The sequence below is a fragment of the Methylicorpusculum oleiharenae genome, assembly GCF_009828925.2.
Taxonomy (GTDB): domain Bacteria; phylum Pseudomonadota; class Gammaproteobacteria; order Methylococcales; family Methylomonadaceae; genus Methylicorpusculum; species Methylicorpusculum oleiharenae.
Map to the genome: position 1 here is coordinate 3,340,579 of NZ_WUTY02000001.1, position 15,108 is coordinate 3,355,686.

Below are 15,108 nucleotides of genomic sequence, written 5' to 3' on the forward strand. Positions count from 1 at the left end.
CATGAGCTTCTGTTTTGCTCTGTTCACTGATTTTGGCCCGGCAGGTCCCTACCTTGGTCAAATGGAGAGCGTTCTCCGGCAGTCTGCTCCGCATCTCCCCGTCATTAATTTAGTCAGTGATGCGCCTTCTGCAAATCCTTTCGCCAGCAGCTACCTGTTAGCCGCGCTGCGAAGCAGTTTTCCCGAAAATACCATTTTTTTAACCGTTGTTGACCCCGGTGTAGGCGGCACCCGGCGACCTGTTGTGCTGTTTGCAGAGGGACAGTATTTTGTAGGACCGGATAATGGTCTGTTAAATACCGTTGCCGTTCAGGCCGAGACAGTTGAATGGTATGAAGTTATTTGGCGTCCTGATGTCTGTTCAACCAGCTTTCATGGCCGCGATCTATTTGCTCCGGTAGCCTGTGCCTTAGCGAACGGATTGCTGTCCGATTATTGCAAACCGCTGCCAAAATCCGACCTCAGTAGCTGGTCCTCAGATTGTAATCAAATTATTTACTTTGATTTTTACGGGAACGTCATGACAGGTAGTCGTTACAAGCCAGATCTGGATGGCTGTCAGTTATTCATCAATGGGCATTGCATTGATCAGGCGTCAACATTCTGTTCAGTGGAAACAGGCCGGCCGTTTTGGTATTGTAATTCATCCGGTTTGATCGAAATTGCCGTTAACCAAGGCAAAGCCCAGGATCTTCTGAATTTAAAAATAGGTCATTCTTTTCAATTATCGCCAAACTGAAAAAGGCCTTGCTATTAATAGCGCAAGGCGCTTTTTCACCGGCACATTACTTCTCGGTGTCTACCACCGAAAGCGCTGTCATATTGACAATTCTTCGGACAGTGGCCGATTGCGACAAGACATGGATAGAGCGGGCGCAGCCCAGCAAGATGGGGCCGATCGCGACGCCATTACCGGCCGCACTTTTTAATAAATTATAAGAAATATTAGCGGCATCGATATTCGGCATCACCAATAAATTGGCGCTGTCGGTTAACGCGGTATTCGGCATTCTTTTCTTTAATAAGCCATGCTCAAGAGCAATATCGCCATGCATTTCGCCGTCAACCTCAAGCTCAGGCGCGATTGTCTGGAGAATATTTAATACGGCGCGCATTTTTTGTGCGGATTCACTGTTGCCGGAGCCGAAATTTGAATGCGACAGTAAGGCCACGCGCGGGATCAGTCCAAAATGGCGCAGTTGTTCGGCGGCCAGAATAGTAATCTCGGCCAGTTGTTCGGCCGTTGGATTTTCGTTGACATGCGTATCGACAATGGCAATTTGTCTATCTGGTAAAATCAGAAAATTCATCGCGCCATAGGTATTTACGCCTTTACGCTTGCCGCAGACATGATCGATGTAATGCAGGTGCAGGGTGGAATTGCCGAATGTTCCGCAGATCATGCTGTCGGCATAACCTTTATGGATCAACATGGCGCCGATTAACGTGTGCCGACGGCGCATTTCCAGTTTTGCATATTGTTCCGTTACCCCTTTTCTTTCGGTCATCAGCAGGTAACTCTGCCAAAAATCACGGTAGCGTTCATCGTATTCCGGGTTGATAACCTGATAATCAATTTCGGATTTAAGCCGTAAACCGAACCGCACAATCCGGCTTTCCAAGACAGCGGGGCGGCCTACCAAAATGGGAACGGCGATTTTTTCATCGACAATAATTTGTACTGCGCGCAAAACCCGTTCATCTTCGCCTTCGGCAAATACCACGCGTTTTTTGGCATCGGGAGTCTTTTTCGCGATCTGAAAGATCGGCTGCATTATCGTGCCGCTTTGATATGAAAAATGCTGTAACCGGTCGATATAACCTGGCATATCAACAATAGGACGGCTTGCAACCCCTGAATCCTGAGCGGCTTGTGCCACTGCCGGTGCGATCTTGGCCATCAGGCGCGGATCAAAAGGCATGGGAATAAGGTAGTCGGGGCCAAATGATAAATTTTTGACGCCATACGTTTCAGCCACAATATCCGATTGTTCTGCTTCTGCCAGTTCGGCGATAGCATGGACAGCCGCGATTTCCATTGACCGGTTTACAGTCGTTGCGCCGCAATCCAGTGCGCCTCGAAAAATATAGGGAAAACAAAGAACATTGTTAACCTGGTTCGGATAATCCGAACGGCCTGTGGCTATCACGGCATCATCCCGAACGGCCTTGACTTCCTCAGGTGTTATTTCCGGCGTTGGGTTGGCTAATGCAAACACCAAGGGCTTTGCCGCCATGGTTTTTACCATGTCTTGCGTTAATACGCCGCCTGCTGACAATCCCAGAAATATATCGGCGCCGGTAATGACTTCGGCCAGGGTTCTGGCGCTGGTGTGTTGGGCATAAATGATTTTATTGGGGTCCATCAATTCCTTGCGTCCCTGATAAACGACGCCGTAAATGTCGGTCACAAAGATATTGGCGACCGGCAAGCCCAGATCAACGATTAAATCCAGACAGGCCAAGGCCGCTGCGCCTGCACCGGAAACCACCAGTTTACAATCAGACATTTTTTTGCCGACAATTTTTAAACCGTTCAGAACGGCCGCGCCAACTATGATCGCCGTACCGTGTTGATCATCATGAAAAACCGGAATTTTCATGCGTTGGCGCAGCTTGCGCTCGATATCAAAACATTCCGGCGCTTTGATATCTTCCAGATTAATGCCGCCAAATGTAGGTTCCAGAGCGGCAATGATGTCACATAACTTATCCGGATCCTGCTCATCTATCTCAATGTCAAATACATCGATACCGGCAAATTTTTTAAACAGAACCGCTTTGCCTTCCATGACCGGCTTGGCGCCAAGCGGGCCAATATTGCCCAAACCCAGAACAGCACTGCCATTGGTGATAACGCCTACCAGATTGCTGCGCGCCGTGTATTTGGCAACATTTGCCGGATCTGCCACGATTTCATTGCAGGCAATAGCGACGCCCGGCGAGTAGGCCAGAGCCAAATCATGCTGATTGGTCAGTTGCTTGGTCGGAGTTACGCTGATTTTTCCTGGTACAGGCAGGTTGTGGTATTCGAGTGCGGCTTGATGAAATTGTTGGCGAAGTTGTTCTTTGGTATCTAGGGAATCAGTCATGCTGGCAGTTTAATCAGACGGTTTCAAACCCGTTATCTTAACAGAACAGGCCCTGGACAAATGCGCTTTATCTTAATTTTATAATGCTCTAATGGACAGGCTGCAGGTTGAAATGCCTGAGTTGATAAGATGACTTATAATATTTATTGCCAATTGATTACATCACCTCCGATCCCTGTTTCACTTTAACTCATATATGCATTCCAAATTCGGTTTTCTCAGTTACGAAATCAGCCACATTATCCGCCAACGTTTTAATAAAGAGGCTGAACATAATGGCTTTACCCATTCGCAATGGCGAGCCTTGGTGCATTTGTCCGAGAACGAAAATTGCCGTCAGATCGATCTGGCGGAGATTTTAGAGATAAAACCGATCACGCTGGCCAGACAAATCGATTTACTCGAAGAATCAGGCCTGGTGCGTCGTAATAAGGATGCAGATGACCGCAGGGCTTACCGGCTGGAAGTCACCGATAAGGCTCGCGCGGTGATGCAGGAACTCTGGGCGATAGCCGATGCGGTGGAGGCAAAAGTCCTAGCGGCTTTAACTGATGAGGAAAGGGACATGATGGTGTCGTTACTAGAGCGGGTCAAAGCCGGCATTGCCGAAAGTACCGATTAAACGGCCTCACCCGTTCACCGCCATTTGTTCAAGAAACCATGCTCCAGCAGCTTTAGCAGACCAATCTTGAATAGAATTGTCGCTCTTGTTGGGTATGGGAGTAGACAGCGGCCTACAAATCGTCCAGCGCTTACTGCATAGGCCGGGATCAGGCCGGCGAGTTGTTGCATTTGAGTTCGGCGCGTGGCGCTTTTTTTTAGCGTCCTGAACACCTTGAGCAGTTTTACCAGTCTGGCTTTCAATACCCTTCAAGGTACGGCGAGCATGGGTTTGTTTGCTGTTTTCTGTCGGCATTACCTTGACGATAATCTGCAGTTTGCTGGTGTTGCCGGCGCTGGCCGTGAAGAGACGGCGAGAATGAGTATGGGCTTGATAAAACAGCTATATTTGCAATATAATACCCTATGCTTATGATTTATGCAGTATTTGCGGCTTAAACCTGAGAATATGCCTGAAGAGCCCACGAATACCGACTTACAAACCGACCGCCAATTACTGACTCGCATCGCTTGTCGGTTAATTGTAACGTTTTTAGTGATCGTATTTTTTGACACCTTGTTGGACGGGTTGATCGATGGCTTGCACCTTGTTTTCGAACTGCTGCATTTGCTGATCGAAGTCTTCGAACACCTGTTCGAAGAGCTTTTGGAGCACCTGTTGCACACTACTCACCATCAAAGCGAAATCATCATCTTCAATAGCATGGTGCTGGTGTTCATATTCGGAATCAGTTATGCGGTTAAGTGCTGGCCAGCTCTATCTTTGCGGTGGCAGCAACGCCTGCAGGCAGTCTGGCAGTCTTACAAATACCGTAAAATACAGGCATGGCTATGCTTGCCGCATCGGCAAAAAATACTGGTTTCAGTCGCTTACGCGAGTGGTAGTGGCTTGCTCCTGTTTCTGTTGACGCTATAGTCACGTAACAAAGCTTACTTAATTTTTTTACTACTTAACTCAAACGCATGCATAACCGATCCGGTCCGCCTTGATTCATTCATCACGTCCTATTTTTTACTCGCTCCTACCTTGGCTATGCCAGGCATAGCCTTTTTTTGTTTCAAAGGATACACATGCTCTTTTTATCGAAAAAACAGGACTGGCTAGGCAACATCCGCGGTGATGTGCTGGCAGGAACCGTAGTGGCATTGGCCCTGATTCCGGAAGCCATTGCCTTTTCCATCATTGCCGGGGTCGACCCCAAAGTGGGCTTGTACGCCTCGTTTTGTATCGCCGTAATCACCGCTTTCATCGGCGGTCGGCCCGGCATGATTTCGGCGGCGACCGGTGCGATGGCTTTGCTGATGGTGACGTTAGTCAAGGATCACGGCCTGCAATACCTGCTGGCCGCGACATTAATGACCGGTGTTTTGCAAATCATCGCCGGCTACCTGGAACTGGGTAGCCTGATGCGTTTTGTGTCCCGCTCCGTGGTGACTGGCTTTGTCAATGCCTTGGCAATTCTGATCTTCATAGCGCAGTTACCGGAACTGATCAACGTGACGTGGCACGTCTATGCGATGACCGCCGGCGGTTTGGCCATCATCTATTTGTTTCCTTATATTCCGCTAATCGGCAAAGCCTTACCGTCACCCTTGATTTGTATCATTGCCTTGACCGTCATCGCCGCTTATCTAAAGCTGGATATTCGCACTGTCGGCGACATGGGCCAGCTCCCGGACACTTTGCCGATATTCCTCTGGCCAGAGGTCCCGTTAAATTTCGACACCTTGAAAATCATCCTGCCTTACTCGGTGCCTCTGGCTGTGGTGGGCTTGTTGGAATCGATGATGACGGCCACCATCGTCGACGATTTAACCGATACGACCAGCGATAAAAACCGCGAATGCAAGGGCCAGGGGTTTGCCAATATAGGCGCAGGCTTACTGGGTGGCATGGCCGGTTGCGCGATGATCGGCCAATCCATCATCAATATCAAATCGGGTGGCCGTGGCCGTCTATCGACCCTCTGCGCGGGTGTATTTTTGTTGGTTATGGTGGTGTTTTTGGATAAGTGGATTTCGATGATCCCGATGGCCGCTCTGGTGGCGGTGATGATCATGGTCTCCATCGGTACGTTTAGCTGGCGTTCGATTCTCAACCTCAAATCGCATCCACTGTCCACCAGTATGGTTATGATAGCCACCGTAGTCGTGGTGGTTTGGACACATAACCTGGCGATCGGCGTGTTCGTCGGCGTGCTGCTGGCATCTTTATTCTTCGCCAACAAGATCAGCCATTTCATGTATGTAGAATCTAAATTGGATGAAGCAACCGGTACCCGCATTTATAAGGTCGTAGGCCAGATATTTTTCAACTCGGCGGACAAATTCGTCGCCAGCTTCGATTTCAAGGAAGCGGTGGACACTGTAGTCATCGACCTGAAACGCGCGCATTTCTGGGATATCACCTCGGTTAGCGCGCTCGATAAGGTCGTTATCAAGCTACGTCGTGAAGGCGCAGACGTTGAATTGATCGGTATGAATGAAGCCACCACCACTCTCGTCGACCGCTTTGCGATACACGATAACCCTGAAGAAATTGAACAAGTCATGGGAGGCCATTAATGAATACAACACAAAACCTGGTATTGGCCGGCATCGATGGCTCATCTTTAACCAACGCTGTTTGCGATTATGCTGCCTGGCTTGCTCAAAAAGCGGATGCCCCTTTAAAACTGCTTCATACCATCGATCATCACCCCGAAGCAACGGATCATACTGATTTGACTGGCAATATCGGCGTCGATAGCCGTGACCACTTAATGGATGAATTGACCCAACTTGAACAGCAACGCAGCAAGCTGCGGCTCCAGCAAGGCAAGCAATTTCTGCAAGTTGCCAGGGAACGGGTAATGCAGGCCGGAGTTCTCGACCCGATCACCAGTCAACGCCACGGCAGTTTGGTCGAATCGTTGATCGAACTGGAATCCGACTTGCGGGTGCTGGTGATTGGCGTGCGCGGCAAGGTACACGAAAATCAGCCGGACAAGATCGGCGCCAAGCTGGAGTCCATTATCCGTTCGCTGCACAAACCGATTCTGGTGGTGAACGCCGAATTTAAAGAGCCGGAACGTATCATGCTGGCTTACGACGGCAGCCAGGCTTCCGAAAAAGCCCTGGACATGGTTGCCAACAGTCCGTTGTATAAAGGCCTGACATGTCATCTGGTCTGCGTCAGCAAGGATGAAGGCAAAGGGCAACTCCTTGAGATCGCCGCCAACAAATTGCACTTGGCAGGCGGCATTGAAGTCATCGCCAAAAAACTGGTGGGCAAACCAGAACTGGCTTTATCCGAGTATCACGAGCAAAAAGCTATCGATATGACCGTGATGGGCGCATTCGGCCATACCCGAATTCACGACTGGTTGTTGGGGAGTTTTACGGTAAAAATGTTGACGCATAGCCTCAAGCCTCTGCTGTTATTGCGCTGAGGCACAAGCCAGGCGACAGGGTGGTATCGAAAGACTCATGCATGACAAGCGTTAACTGGCGCATACCGATTGTTTATGATTAACTCCCAACGACCCTATGACCTCAATTGACCCATCGCTATCCATCTGTTTAAACCGAGCAAAAATAGCAGTGAAGGCCTTAAGTCCTCTTTTACAGGAATGTCGGCTATACGCTTATCCAAGCTAACGGGCAGGCTGTACTATGTTAAAACCTTTCTCAGTCGACCTTAAAAACCTGCGTAGGATTCATTATGCTTATTGAGATCAAATATTTTTTTTCCGTTTTATTTGCCGTATTTATTTTGGTAGCGGACATTAGCCAGGCTGATGACGCCAATAAGGATTTAAAAACACAAGCAAATGCCTTGTTTGGCATCATCATGCCGGTGACCTCTGATACCCCCGATGTTTTGTTAGGGCAGGCCTTATTTTGGGATGTTCGGGTTTCCGGAGATGGCAGGACGGCTTGTGCCAGTTGCCATCAAGCTGAAGATTGGGGCGCAGATCGGCGGACATTTTCACCTGACGCCAAGGGCAAGCTGACTTCGCGTAATGCGCAGACAGTGTTTAACGCAATGATGCAACCGGCCTTACGCTGGGCAGGGGATAGGACCTCGGGGGCCCATCAGGCCGAAAAATCACTAACGGGTTCCATGGGGTTCAGTTCGGTCGATGCGGTGGTTCCGATTCTTGACTCACTGAATTATGAGGCGTCTTTCAAGGCTGCTTTTCCGGAAACGCCGGTCCCTCTGTCTTCCTCAAATTATGCCAAAGCGCTTCAAGCCTATCAGGCGACTTTATTAACGCCTGCGCCCTTCGATCACTTTCTATCAGGGAATGATTCGTCGCTGACCCATCAGCAAAAAGAGGGCTTGGCTTTATTTATCGATACCGGTTGTGCTTCCTGCCATAATGGCCCGCTGCTGGGAGGCAATTCAATTCAAAAGTTTGGTGTTGTCAAAGATTATTGGTCAGCGACTCAATCTGAAAAGCGAGATCCCGGTCGTTTTGAGTTGACCAAAAATGAGGCAGATCTTTATACATTCCGTGTATCCATGCTGCGCAATATTGCTAAAACCGGGCCTTTCTTTCACGATGGCTCTGTGGCTGAACTTAAAGAGGCGGTGCGCATTATGGCCGAAGTTCAGCTTGGGAAAATTTTGAGTGATTATGACGTAAACAAAATTGTTGCTTTTCTTGAGTCATTGACCGGTGACGTACCGGTTAATTACAAGCCGCGATTTGATCTTTACGATCAGCTTGGAAATAACTTAAAAGTGTCGCGTTAGGTGTTTAAAGCAAAAGAACCAGCTGAATCGTTGTGACAGTTTGAAGTCAAAGCAATAGGGATTTGTATAATATTCATACAGTTTAATCGATATTTACTATCTTTTAGTAATAATGAAGTGTGTAAAGGCTATTATCACTTTTCGGTATAATAGATATATTTTTGGGCACCAATTTCCCTGGCGGGGCCATAAGCTAAAAAAGCATCTCCAGAGTAAAATTATTTGTCTTTTTGGCTATGTGAAAAACGAGGTTGGAATCAAGACTCTAAGGCGATATCATCGAAACCAATCAAGGGGTTGGAATTCCATTTTCGGATAATTACTCCCCCCATAAAACAATCAAAAAAAGCTTGACAGCTTTTTAGTGTCTAAAAATTGAAATTGTGTAGCCTTGATTTAATTGCGACCTTAGTGGTGGCTCAGTGCGTGTAGCGAGGGTTTCTTGCTGCGCAAAGGGTTCAGCCTCAAAAATTCGGTTTACAGCACTCATAAGCGACCAACGAAGGCCGAAAAAACCAATGCTATGATGTGTTTGTCGCAAACTTACGCTATTAACTTGGATGGCCACTCTTGATAAAGCCTCGTTTCGCAGTGAAGTCAGCCGCTTAAAAGCGGACTTCGAGAACCAGTGTGCCAAAGGCAAAATCACCGATGAAAGCCAGGCTATCATGAGTAGCTTGTTCTAGTTGTTGAGTTGATACTCGCCATTTTTCTGGAACGTATTACGAAGAAGAATACGACCCACTCCAGCAAGCCTTCGTCGCAGACCGAGAAAGATGAATCAATGAGATCGCGAAACAGGCAGAAGAGTTTTGGGAAGAATTGCATGAGATTTGCACAAACCTGAACCTATTGTTAGTGACGTTACACATTGATAATAAGAAATTAGTCAAAGCCCTGGTTACTGGAAAAAAGACACCGATGGCACTTATCAATAATGCCCCTGTTTATCATGACAATATTCTAAAAGAAAGGTGCTTGTTTTGAGACATTCTGAATTTCATCGCGCCCATCGTATCGGCTGGTTACGCGCCGCCGTATTAGGTGCTAACGACGGCATTGTTTCAACAGCGAGTCTTGTAATCGGCGTCGCTGCTGCCCACGCCGACATCCAGGCCATACTAGTTAGCGGCACAGCCGGATTGGTAGCCGGTGCCATGTCTATGGCAGCCGGTGAATATGTCTCTGTCAGCTCCCAAGTTGATACAGAGCAAGCTGACTTAAAGCGGGAAGAGCAGGAACTGACGGAAAATCACCATCAGGAAGTAAATGAACTAAAAGTGATCTATATCGCCAGAGGCCTCAAACCGGAACTTGCGCAGCAGGTTGCCGAACAATTAATGGCCCACGATGCTTTGGCAGCCCATGCGCGCGATGAATTAGGGCTAACAGAAATTACCACGGCGCGTCCCTTACAAGCAGCCTTAACTTCAGCCCTGACGTTTTCTTTGGGGGCATTGTTACCCCTGTTGATGGTGATGGTTTTCCCTTATTTGCCTTTGGCACAAGCCAATCAAATGATTATAAATTTAACCGCATCGGACACCATGCCACTGATAACCCTAGTAGGTTCTATTTCTTTGTTATCGCTGATGCTGTTGGGCGGCCTATCTGCCTTAGCCGGTGGTGCTTCTGTTTTAACGGCAGTCGCCCGTGTCATATTTTGGGGCATATTATCGATGGGCATTACCGCAGGCGTCGGTTTATTGTTCGGAACGGTTAGCGGATGATTATTTACAAATTAGTCCATCAATGAGGACTGCCGATCCAATTAATGTACATTGCTTACCCTCATCGAATCTTAACCAGAAATCCCAATAGAAATTCATTTTGGTGGAGTATGGTTGCTCATTATTTTTGCGTAGTCGATTGGCATGAAACTAAAAGTAATTAACGCTTAATTCAATCATCAGACATATTCCGCTATGTCGTCGGTTGAATGGTCGCTCCGCGCGAAACCGCGGAACTGACCGAGCAGCTGAGCGCCGAGACGGTGGCCGCCTTACTGGCTCTCTGTGTCAGGATAGTTGTCGGAGCCCACTTTCGTTTAAGCTTCTGATGAGCAGTCGCCTGACTATCACACAGATTACCCCGTGCGAAAACTCCTTTTCCGAGCAACAGCGGGTTAAGGATGCCGTTTGTAGTTAGGTAAAGTGGGTGGTCATTCGTTGAATGAGAAGGAGTGACGAGTCAATCTTGTATTGTAGGGATGTCGTACGACTTTTGAAGCGGCAACTTTTTCAGCCGAATGTTGGAAAGCGTACAGACTAGGCTGGCAATTCATTTAATAATTTTCGCCCATAACTGAATGGAGACTGATTATGATCCTTTCTATTAACTCGTCCGTTGACGAATACCCAATATCTTTACAAACTTCAGCAAGCGCAGTGTCGTGGAGCGCTATCTTGGCTGGTGCTACAGCCGCCGCTGCCCTGGCGGGGTATTGTTGATGTTGGGTTTGGGTCTGTCCCCGGTACCGCCCTGGGTGGACAGCGGCGTCAGCGCAACTACCTGCGCCTTGACTCCAGTCGAAAGCGATTCGGTGCAGCAGCCAGCCGGGTTTCAGAAGTTAAGGCTTGTCGGGTCAGCATCTGAAGTCACCCGCATCTTCATGAATAGTACTCATACGGGCCCCCTGCCTGCAGAGGATGTGCAGTATCTCGGACAGGTTGTTGCGTTGCGTACCGGCATGCGTCACAAGACGCTGAAAAACGGGTGAAGGGATAACGGTTTGATGAGGTTTTCCGCCTTAGTTTTCCCTATTTCACTGACTCAGTGACATCGGTAAACTGAAGCGTTTACGTTCAAAAAATCTTACTATAACGACATCACAAAGAGGATATTCACCATGAAGCTATTGAAAACGATGACCATCGGATTGTTATTAGGGGCCAGCCAGTTGGTTTTGGCCGAAGATCATACTGCAGTGGCATTAGAACAGGCTCATGCCGCCGCCGAACACGGCAAGATGGGCCATGCTTCGATTCTGGTCGAACATGCCGAAGCGGCTCTAGAGCATACATTGAAAGCGCTGGAAACGGCAGAAGGTGAGGAAAAAATGCATTTGGAAGCCGCGGTCAAGGTTCTGGAATATTCGATCGAACACGGTAAATTGGATCACGCAGACATGGCTACACCTTCTGCCGAAGAAGCCGTGGAACACATCAAGGCCGCTCAACCTAAATCGGAATCGGCTCCAGCCGCTGAAGATGCGGCAAAACCTTCTGCCGGTAAATGGCCAATCCGTGGTCATAAGGAACTGAACAAATAGGTCAAATTACTCGTAATTCAGCTTATCGAAAAGGAGGCGGCCTCTACCATACCAATGGAGTTCCGCCTCTTTCTTTATTGGGGTAATGTCAGCGGGTTTCTAAACGTTTGGGTGCTAATTAACAAATGGCACTAAAGTTTTCACGGGATTTATCCGTGAATTCAGCAATGATAACGACAACCGTCAGTGCAATGAGCAAAAAACCATTGATTTAGCAGGCAAAAATTGACCCCTTTCGCTCATTGTAAGGTAACGTTGATCGACTCACCGCTGTCAACTTCTATGCAATCAGTCAAATGTGATTTTTTGAAGCAAGATAACATGAAGCAAACCGAGCTCGGCCCGAGAAAGCTTAAAATATGATGAAGGGTCACATGGCCGCGCTCCAATGACATGCAATATCCGGAATTTGACTTTACTCCGACCAGACTGGATTAATCATAACCGCATAAATTTTTTTACTTTTTTACTTTTTCGGAGAAAGCAACGCATCCGTTATTGGAATTGCTCTTGCCGAAAGCGGAAGAATTCGCTCACGCCGAGGAACGCCGTTTGCTCTATGTGGCACTGACTCGCGCGCGATATCATGTGTATTTGATAAGTGATGCCGATAAGGCTTCTGATTTTGTCCGCGAGTTGGTCGATCAGGGCTACGAGATTAACGTTGACGAATTTACCGGAGAGGGTTTTCAGGACAAGATTGCCGACATTCTGTGCAGCGAATGCGAAACCGATTATAGGGTGGCCAGGGACAGCAAACACGGCAGTTTTTTTGGATGCAGCCAGTATCCACTGTGCACGCATACCGAGGCAGCCTGCCAATGGTGCGGCAGCGGCATGCGTGAAAAGAGCATGTCCTACGCGCTTTTCGTCAAGGCCGCCGGTGACAAATGCTGGGTGTGTTTACCGGCGATGTGCTATTTGTCGGCGACACCGGGCGCACCGTCCCATTCCCGGGAAAATCGGCGAGAATGCCGGCAACCCCTCGGAGCGCGACGACTCCACCCTTGGTATCAAAAAGGTACGAACCCGGTGTTCCGAAAAACCGCCCCGACTTCGTTGCGTACAAGCTGGCAATCACCAGGCCCTCTTTTATCCGATGCTGAAACTCCCTGGGTACTGGATAACAGATATGCGTTAGCCTTTTGATCATTAAACTAGCGGAAGAGGTTATTAGATTGTTGTTTAATTTGTTAACATTCAAGCTCACTATCCCAGTTACTAGAGGCCTCATACGTGAAAGATCAATCCAGGAACAAGCTAGACAGTGAATCGATAAAAATCATTGAAGCAAAACATCACGATCCTTTTTCTGTTTTGGGTCGCCATCCACACGACAAGCTAATCAATGTTAAGGTTTATTTACCGTACGCGGAATCGGTCCGTTTTGCCAACGATGGCCCCGACATACCTCGCATAATTGGATCGGACTTTTTTGAATATACCGCTCAACCAAACGAATTACCAAAGCATTATCAATTAGTCTGGATCGATAAAGACGGCAGTCAACACACGAATTACGATACTTATGACTTCGGCGTCCAATTGCCAGAATTTGATCGGCATTTGTTTGCTGAGGGCAAACACTGGCACATTTACCAGAAAATGGGCGCGCATCAGCATACTGTTGACACTATCGATGGCGTTTTATTTACCGTCTGGGCACCCAACGCCGGACGAGTCAGCGTAATCGGCGACTTTAACCGCTGGGATGGTCGTTGCAATCCCATGCGCAGCTTGGGCGGCAGTGGTATTTGGGAACTGTTTATACCGGGACTTAGCGCAGGTTGTTTATACAAATTTGAAATCTTAAATCGGCAAAGCAACCACGTGCTGGTGAAAACAGACCCGTATGGACAACAGTTTGAGTTGCGCCCCAATACCTCATCTGTTGTGGTGCAAGATAGCGCCTACCCATGGCAAGATCAGCAGTGGATGTCAAGTCGAAGCAGTCATGACTGGCTGCATGAACCCATGTCTATTTATGAAGTTCATCTGGGCTCGTGGAAACGCGACGCACACGGCAATTTTCTTAGCTATCGCGACCTCGCTGTTGAGTTGGTTGAGTATGTAAAAATGCTCGGTTTTACACATATAGAACTCATGCCCATTACCGAACATCCACTGGATGTCTCCTGGGGCTACCAAACCACGGGTTACTTTGCTCCCACCCGTCGTCACGGTTCACCGGATGATTTTCGTTATTTTATGGATACCTGTCACCAGAACAATATTGGTGTAATTCTGGACTGGGTACCCGCCCATTTCCCCAAAGATTCCTTTGCGCTGGCGGGTTTTGACGGCAGCGCTCTTTACGAACATGAAGACCCCAGGAAAGGCGAGCACAGAGACTGGGGTACCTTAATCTATAATTATGGCCGTAATGAGGTCAGAAATTTTCTACTGGCCAGTGCCGTCTTTTGGATGGAAGAATTTCATCTTGACGGTTTGCGAGTGGATGCCGTCGCTTCGATGCTTTATCTGGATTATTCGCGTGAAGAGAATGACTGGCTTCCCAACATCTACGGTGGTAATGAAAATCTTGAAGCGATCGCTTTTTTTAGAGAACTGAACTCGATTACCCATCAGCAGTTTCCTGGAACGGTAATGATGGCCGAAGAATCAACCGCGTGGCCGGGGGTTACCAGGCCTACCTGGGTCGGAGGGCTGGGGTTTTCCATGAAATGGAATATGGGCTGGATGAATGACATTCTGGCTTATATGAGCGTGGATCCTGTCCACAGACGCTTTCATCATGACCAACTGACCTTTGGTATGCTTTACGCTTTTACTGAAAACTTCACGTTACCATTTTCACATGACGAAGTCGTGCATGGCAAAGGGTCACTTCTCAATAAAATGCCCGGTGATGAATGGCAACGGTTTGCCAATCTTCGCCTGCTTTATACGTTGATGTTCACTTATCCAGGTAAAAAGCTGCTGTTCATGGGGTGTGAGTTTGGTCAGGGTACTCAATGGAATTCTGATCAGTCGTTGGACTGGTATGTAGTGGATTACCCGCATCATAAAGGCATTCAGACCCTGATAAAAGAGTTAAACAATGTTTACAAGGTACAGCCAGCTTTGTTCAAACAGGACTTTGTTTACCAGGGCTTTGAATGGATAGACTGCCATGATGTCGAGCAATCCGTCATCAGTTATCGCCGTAAAGGTGGTAATCAGGAGCTGATCGTCGTGCTCAATTTTACCCCGGTAGTCAGAGAGAATTACCGCATAGGCGTGCCCGAAGCCGGCACCTATCATGAGATTTTTAATTCTGATTCACGTTTGTATGATGGCAGCAATACTACCAATGGCCAGGTAGTTTCTGAACCCATACCCTGGATGCACCCGGTAAATGTCAACGTAGTTGTCGCATGAGT

At 48.0% G+C, this 15,108-nt stretch carries 12 protein-coding genes; 10 read left to right on the forward strand and 2 right to left on the reverse strand.

Features of this window, described 5'->3' with window-relative positions:
- The first annotated feature begins 1 nt into the window (after window position 1).
- The gene (locus tag GO003_RS15125) at window positions 2-739 is read left to right on the forward strand and encodes an SAM hydrolase/SAM-dependent halogenase family protein (protein WP_159655755.1); all 738 of its coding nucleotides are present in this window, start codon (window positions 2-4) and stop codon (window positions 737-739) included.
- 46 nt (window positions 740-785) lie between these two features.
- Here the strand turns inward: GO003_RS15125 and GO003_RS15130 are convergent, their stop codons facing one another.
- A complete protein-coding gene (locus GO003_RS15130) occupies window positions 786-3,092 on the reverse strand; it encodes an NADP-dependent malic enzyme (protein ID WP_159655757.1) in 2,307 nt (768 codons plus the stop codon).
- Window positions 3,093-3,288: 196 nt separating this feature from the next.
- On the opposite strand from GO003_RS15130, the gene GO003_RS15135 reads away from it, so the two are divergent.
- Window positions 3,289-3,714 (forward strand): MarR family winged helix-turn-helix transcriptional regulator, encoded by a 426-nt coding sequence (locus GO003_RS15135; protein WP_159655759.1) that lies wholly within the window; start codon window positions 3,289-3,291, stop codon window positions 3,712-3,714.
- Window positions 3,715-3,720: 6 nt separating this feature from the next.
- On the opposite strand, the gene GO003_RS15140 is transcribed toward GO003_RS15135, so the two are convergent.
- A complete protein-coding gene (locus GO003_RS15140) occupies window positions 3,721-4,008 on the reverse strand; it encodes a hypothetical protein (protein WP_159655761.1) in 288 nt (95 codons plus the stop codon).
- 153 nt (window positions 4,009-4,161) lie between these two features.
- On the opposite strand from GO003_RS15140, the gene GO003_RS15145 reads away from it, so the two are divergent.
- From GO003_RS15145 to glgB, 8 genes are all read left to right on the forward strand, one after another.
- The gene (locus GO003_RS15145; RefSeq protein ID WP_159655763.1) at window positions 4,162-4,629 is read left to right on the forward strand and encodes a hypothetical protein; all 468 of its coding nucleotides are present in this window, start codon (window positions 4,162-4,164) and stop codon (window positions 4,627-4,629) included.
- Window positions 4,630-4,784: 155 nt separating this feature from the next.
- A complete protein-coding gene (locus GO003_RS15150; protein WP_159655765.1) occupies window positions 4,785-6,278 on the forward strand; it encodes a SulP family inorganic anion transporter in 1,494 nt (497 codons plus the stop codon).
- Entirely contained in the window at window positions 6,278-7,144 is an 867-nt protein-coding gene (locus GO003_RS15155; RefSeq protein WP_159655767.1) for a universal stress protein, read from the forward strand. Before GO003_RS15150 ends, GO003_RS15155 begins: the two co-directional genes overlap by 1 nt.
- Before the next feature lie 272 nt (window positions 7,145-7,416).
- A complete protein-coding gene (locus GO003_RS15160; RefSeq protein WP_159655769.1) occupies window positions 7,417-8,454 on the forward strand; it encodes a cytochrome-c peroxidase in 1,038 nt (345 codons plus the stop codon).
- Between the two features lie 983 nt (window positions 8,455-9,437).
- Window positions 9,438-10,184, forward strand: a complete 747-nt coding sequence (locus tag GO003_RS15165) for a VIT1/CCC1 transporter family protein (RefSeq protein ID WP_159655771.1) — start codon at window positions 9,438-9,440, stop codon at window positions 10,182-10,184.
- A gap of 1,118 nt (window positions 10,185-11,302) precedes the next feature.
- A complete protein-coding gene (gene smbP, locus GO003_RS15170; RefSeq protein ID WP_159655773.1) occupies window positions 11,303-11,725 on the forward strand; it encodes a small metal-binding protein SmbP in 423 nt (140 codons plus the stop codon).
- A 510-nt stretch (window positions 11,726-12,235) separates the two neighbouring features.
- Window positions 12,236-12,874 (forward strand): topoisomerase DNA-binding C4 zinc finger domain-containing protein, encoded by a 639-nt coding sequence (locus tag GO003_RS15175; RefSeq protein WP_231089015.1) that lies wholly within the window; start codon window positions 12,236-12,238, stop codon window positions 12,872-12,874.
- 87 nt (window positions 12,875-12,961) lie between these two features.
- On the forward strand, window positions 12,962-15,106 hold the full coding sequence (gene glgB, locus GO003_RS15180; protein ID WP_159655777.1) for a 1,4-alpha-glucan branching protein GlgB: 2,145 nt from the start codon (window positions 12,962-12,964) through the stop codon (window positions 15,104-15,106).
- Window positions 15,107-15,108 lie beyond the last annotated feature (2 nt).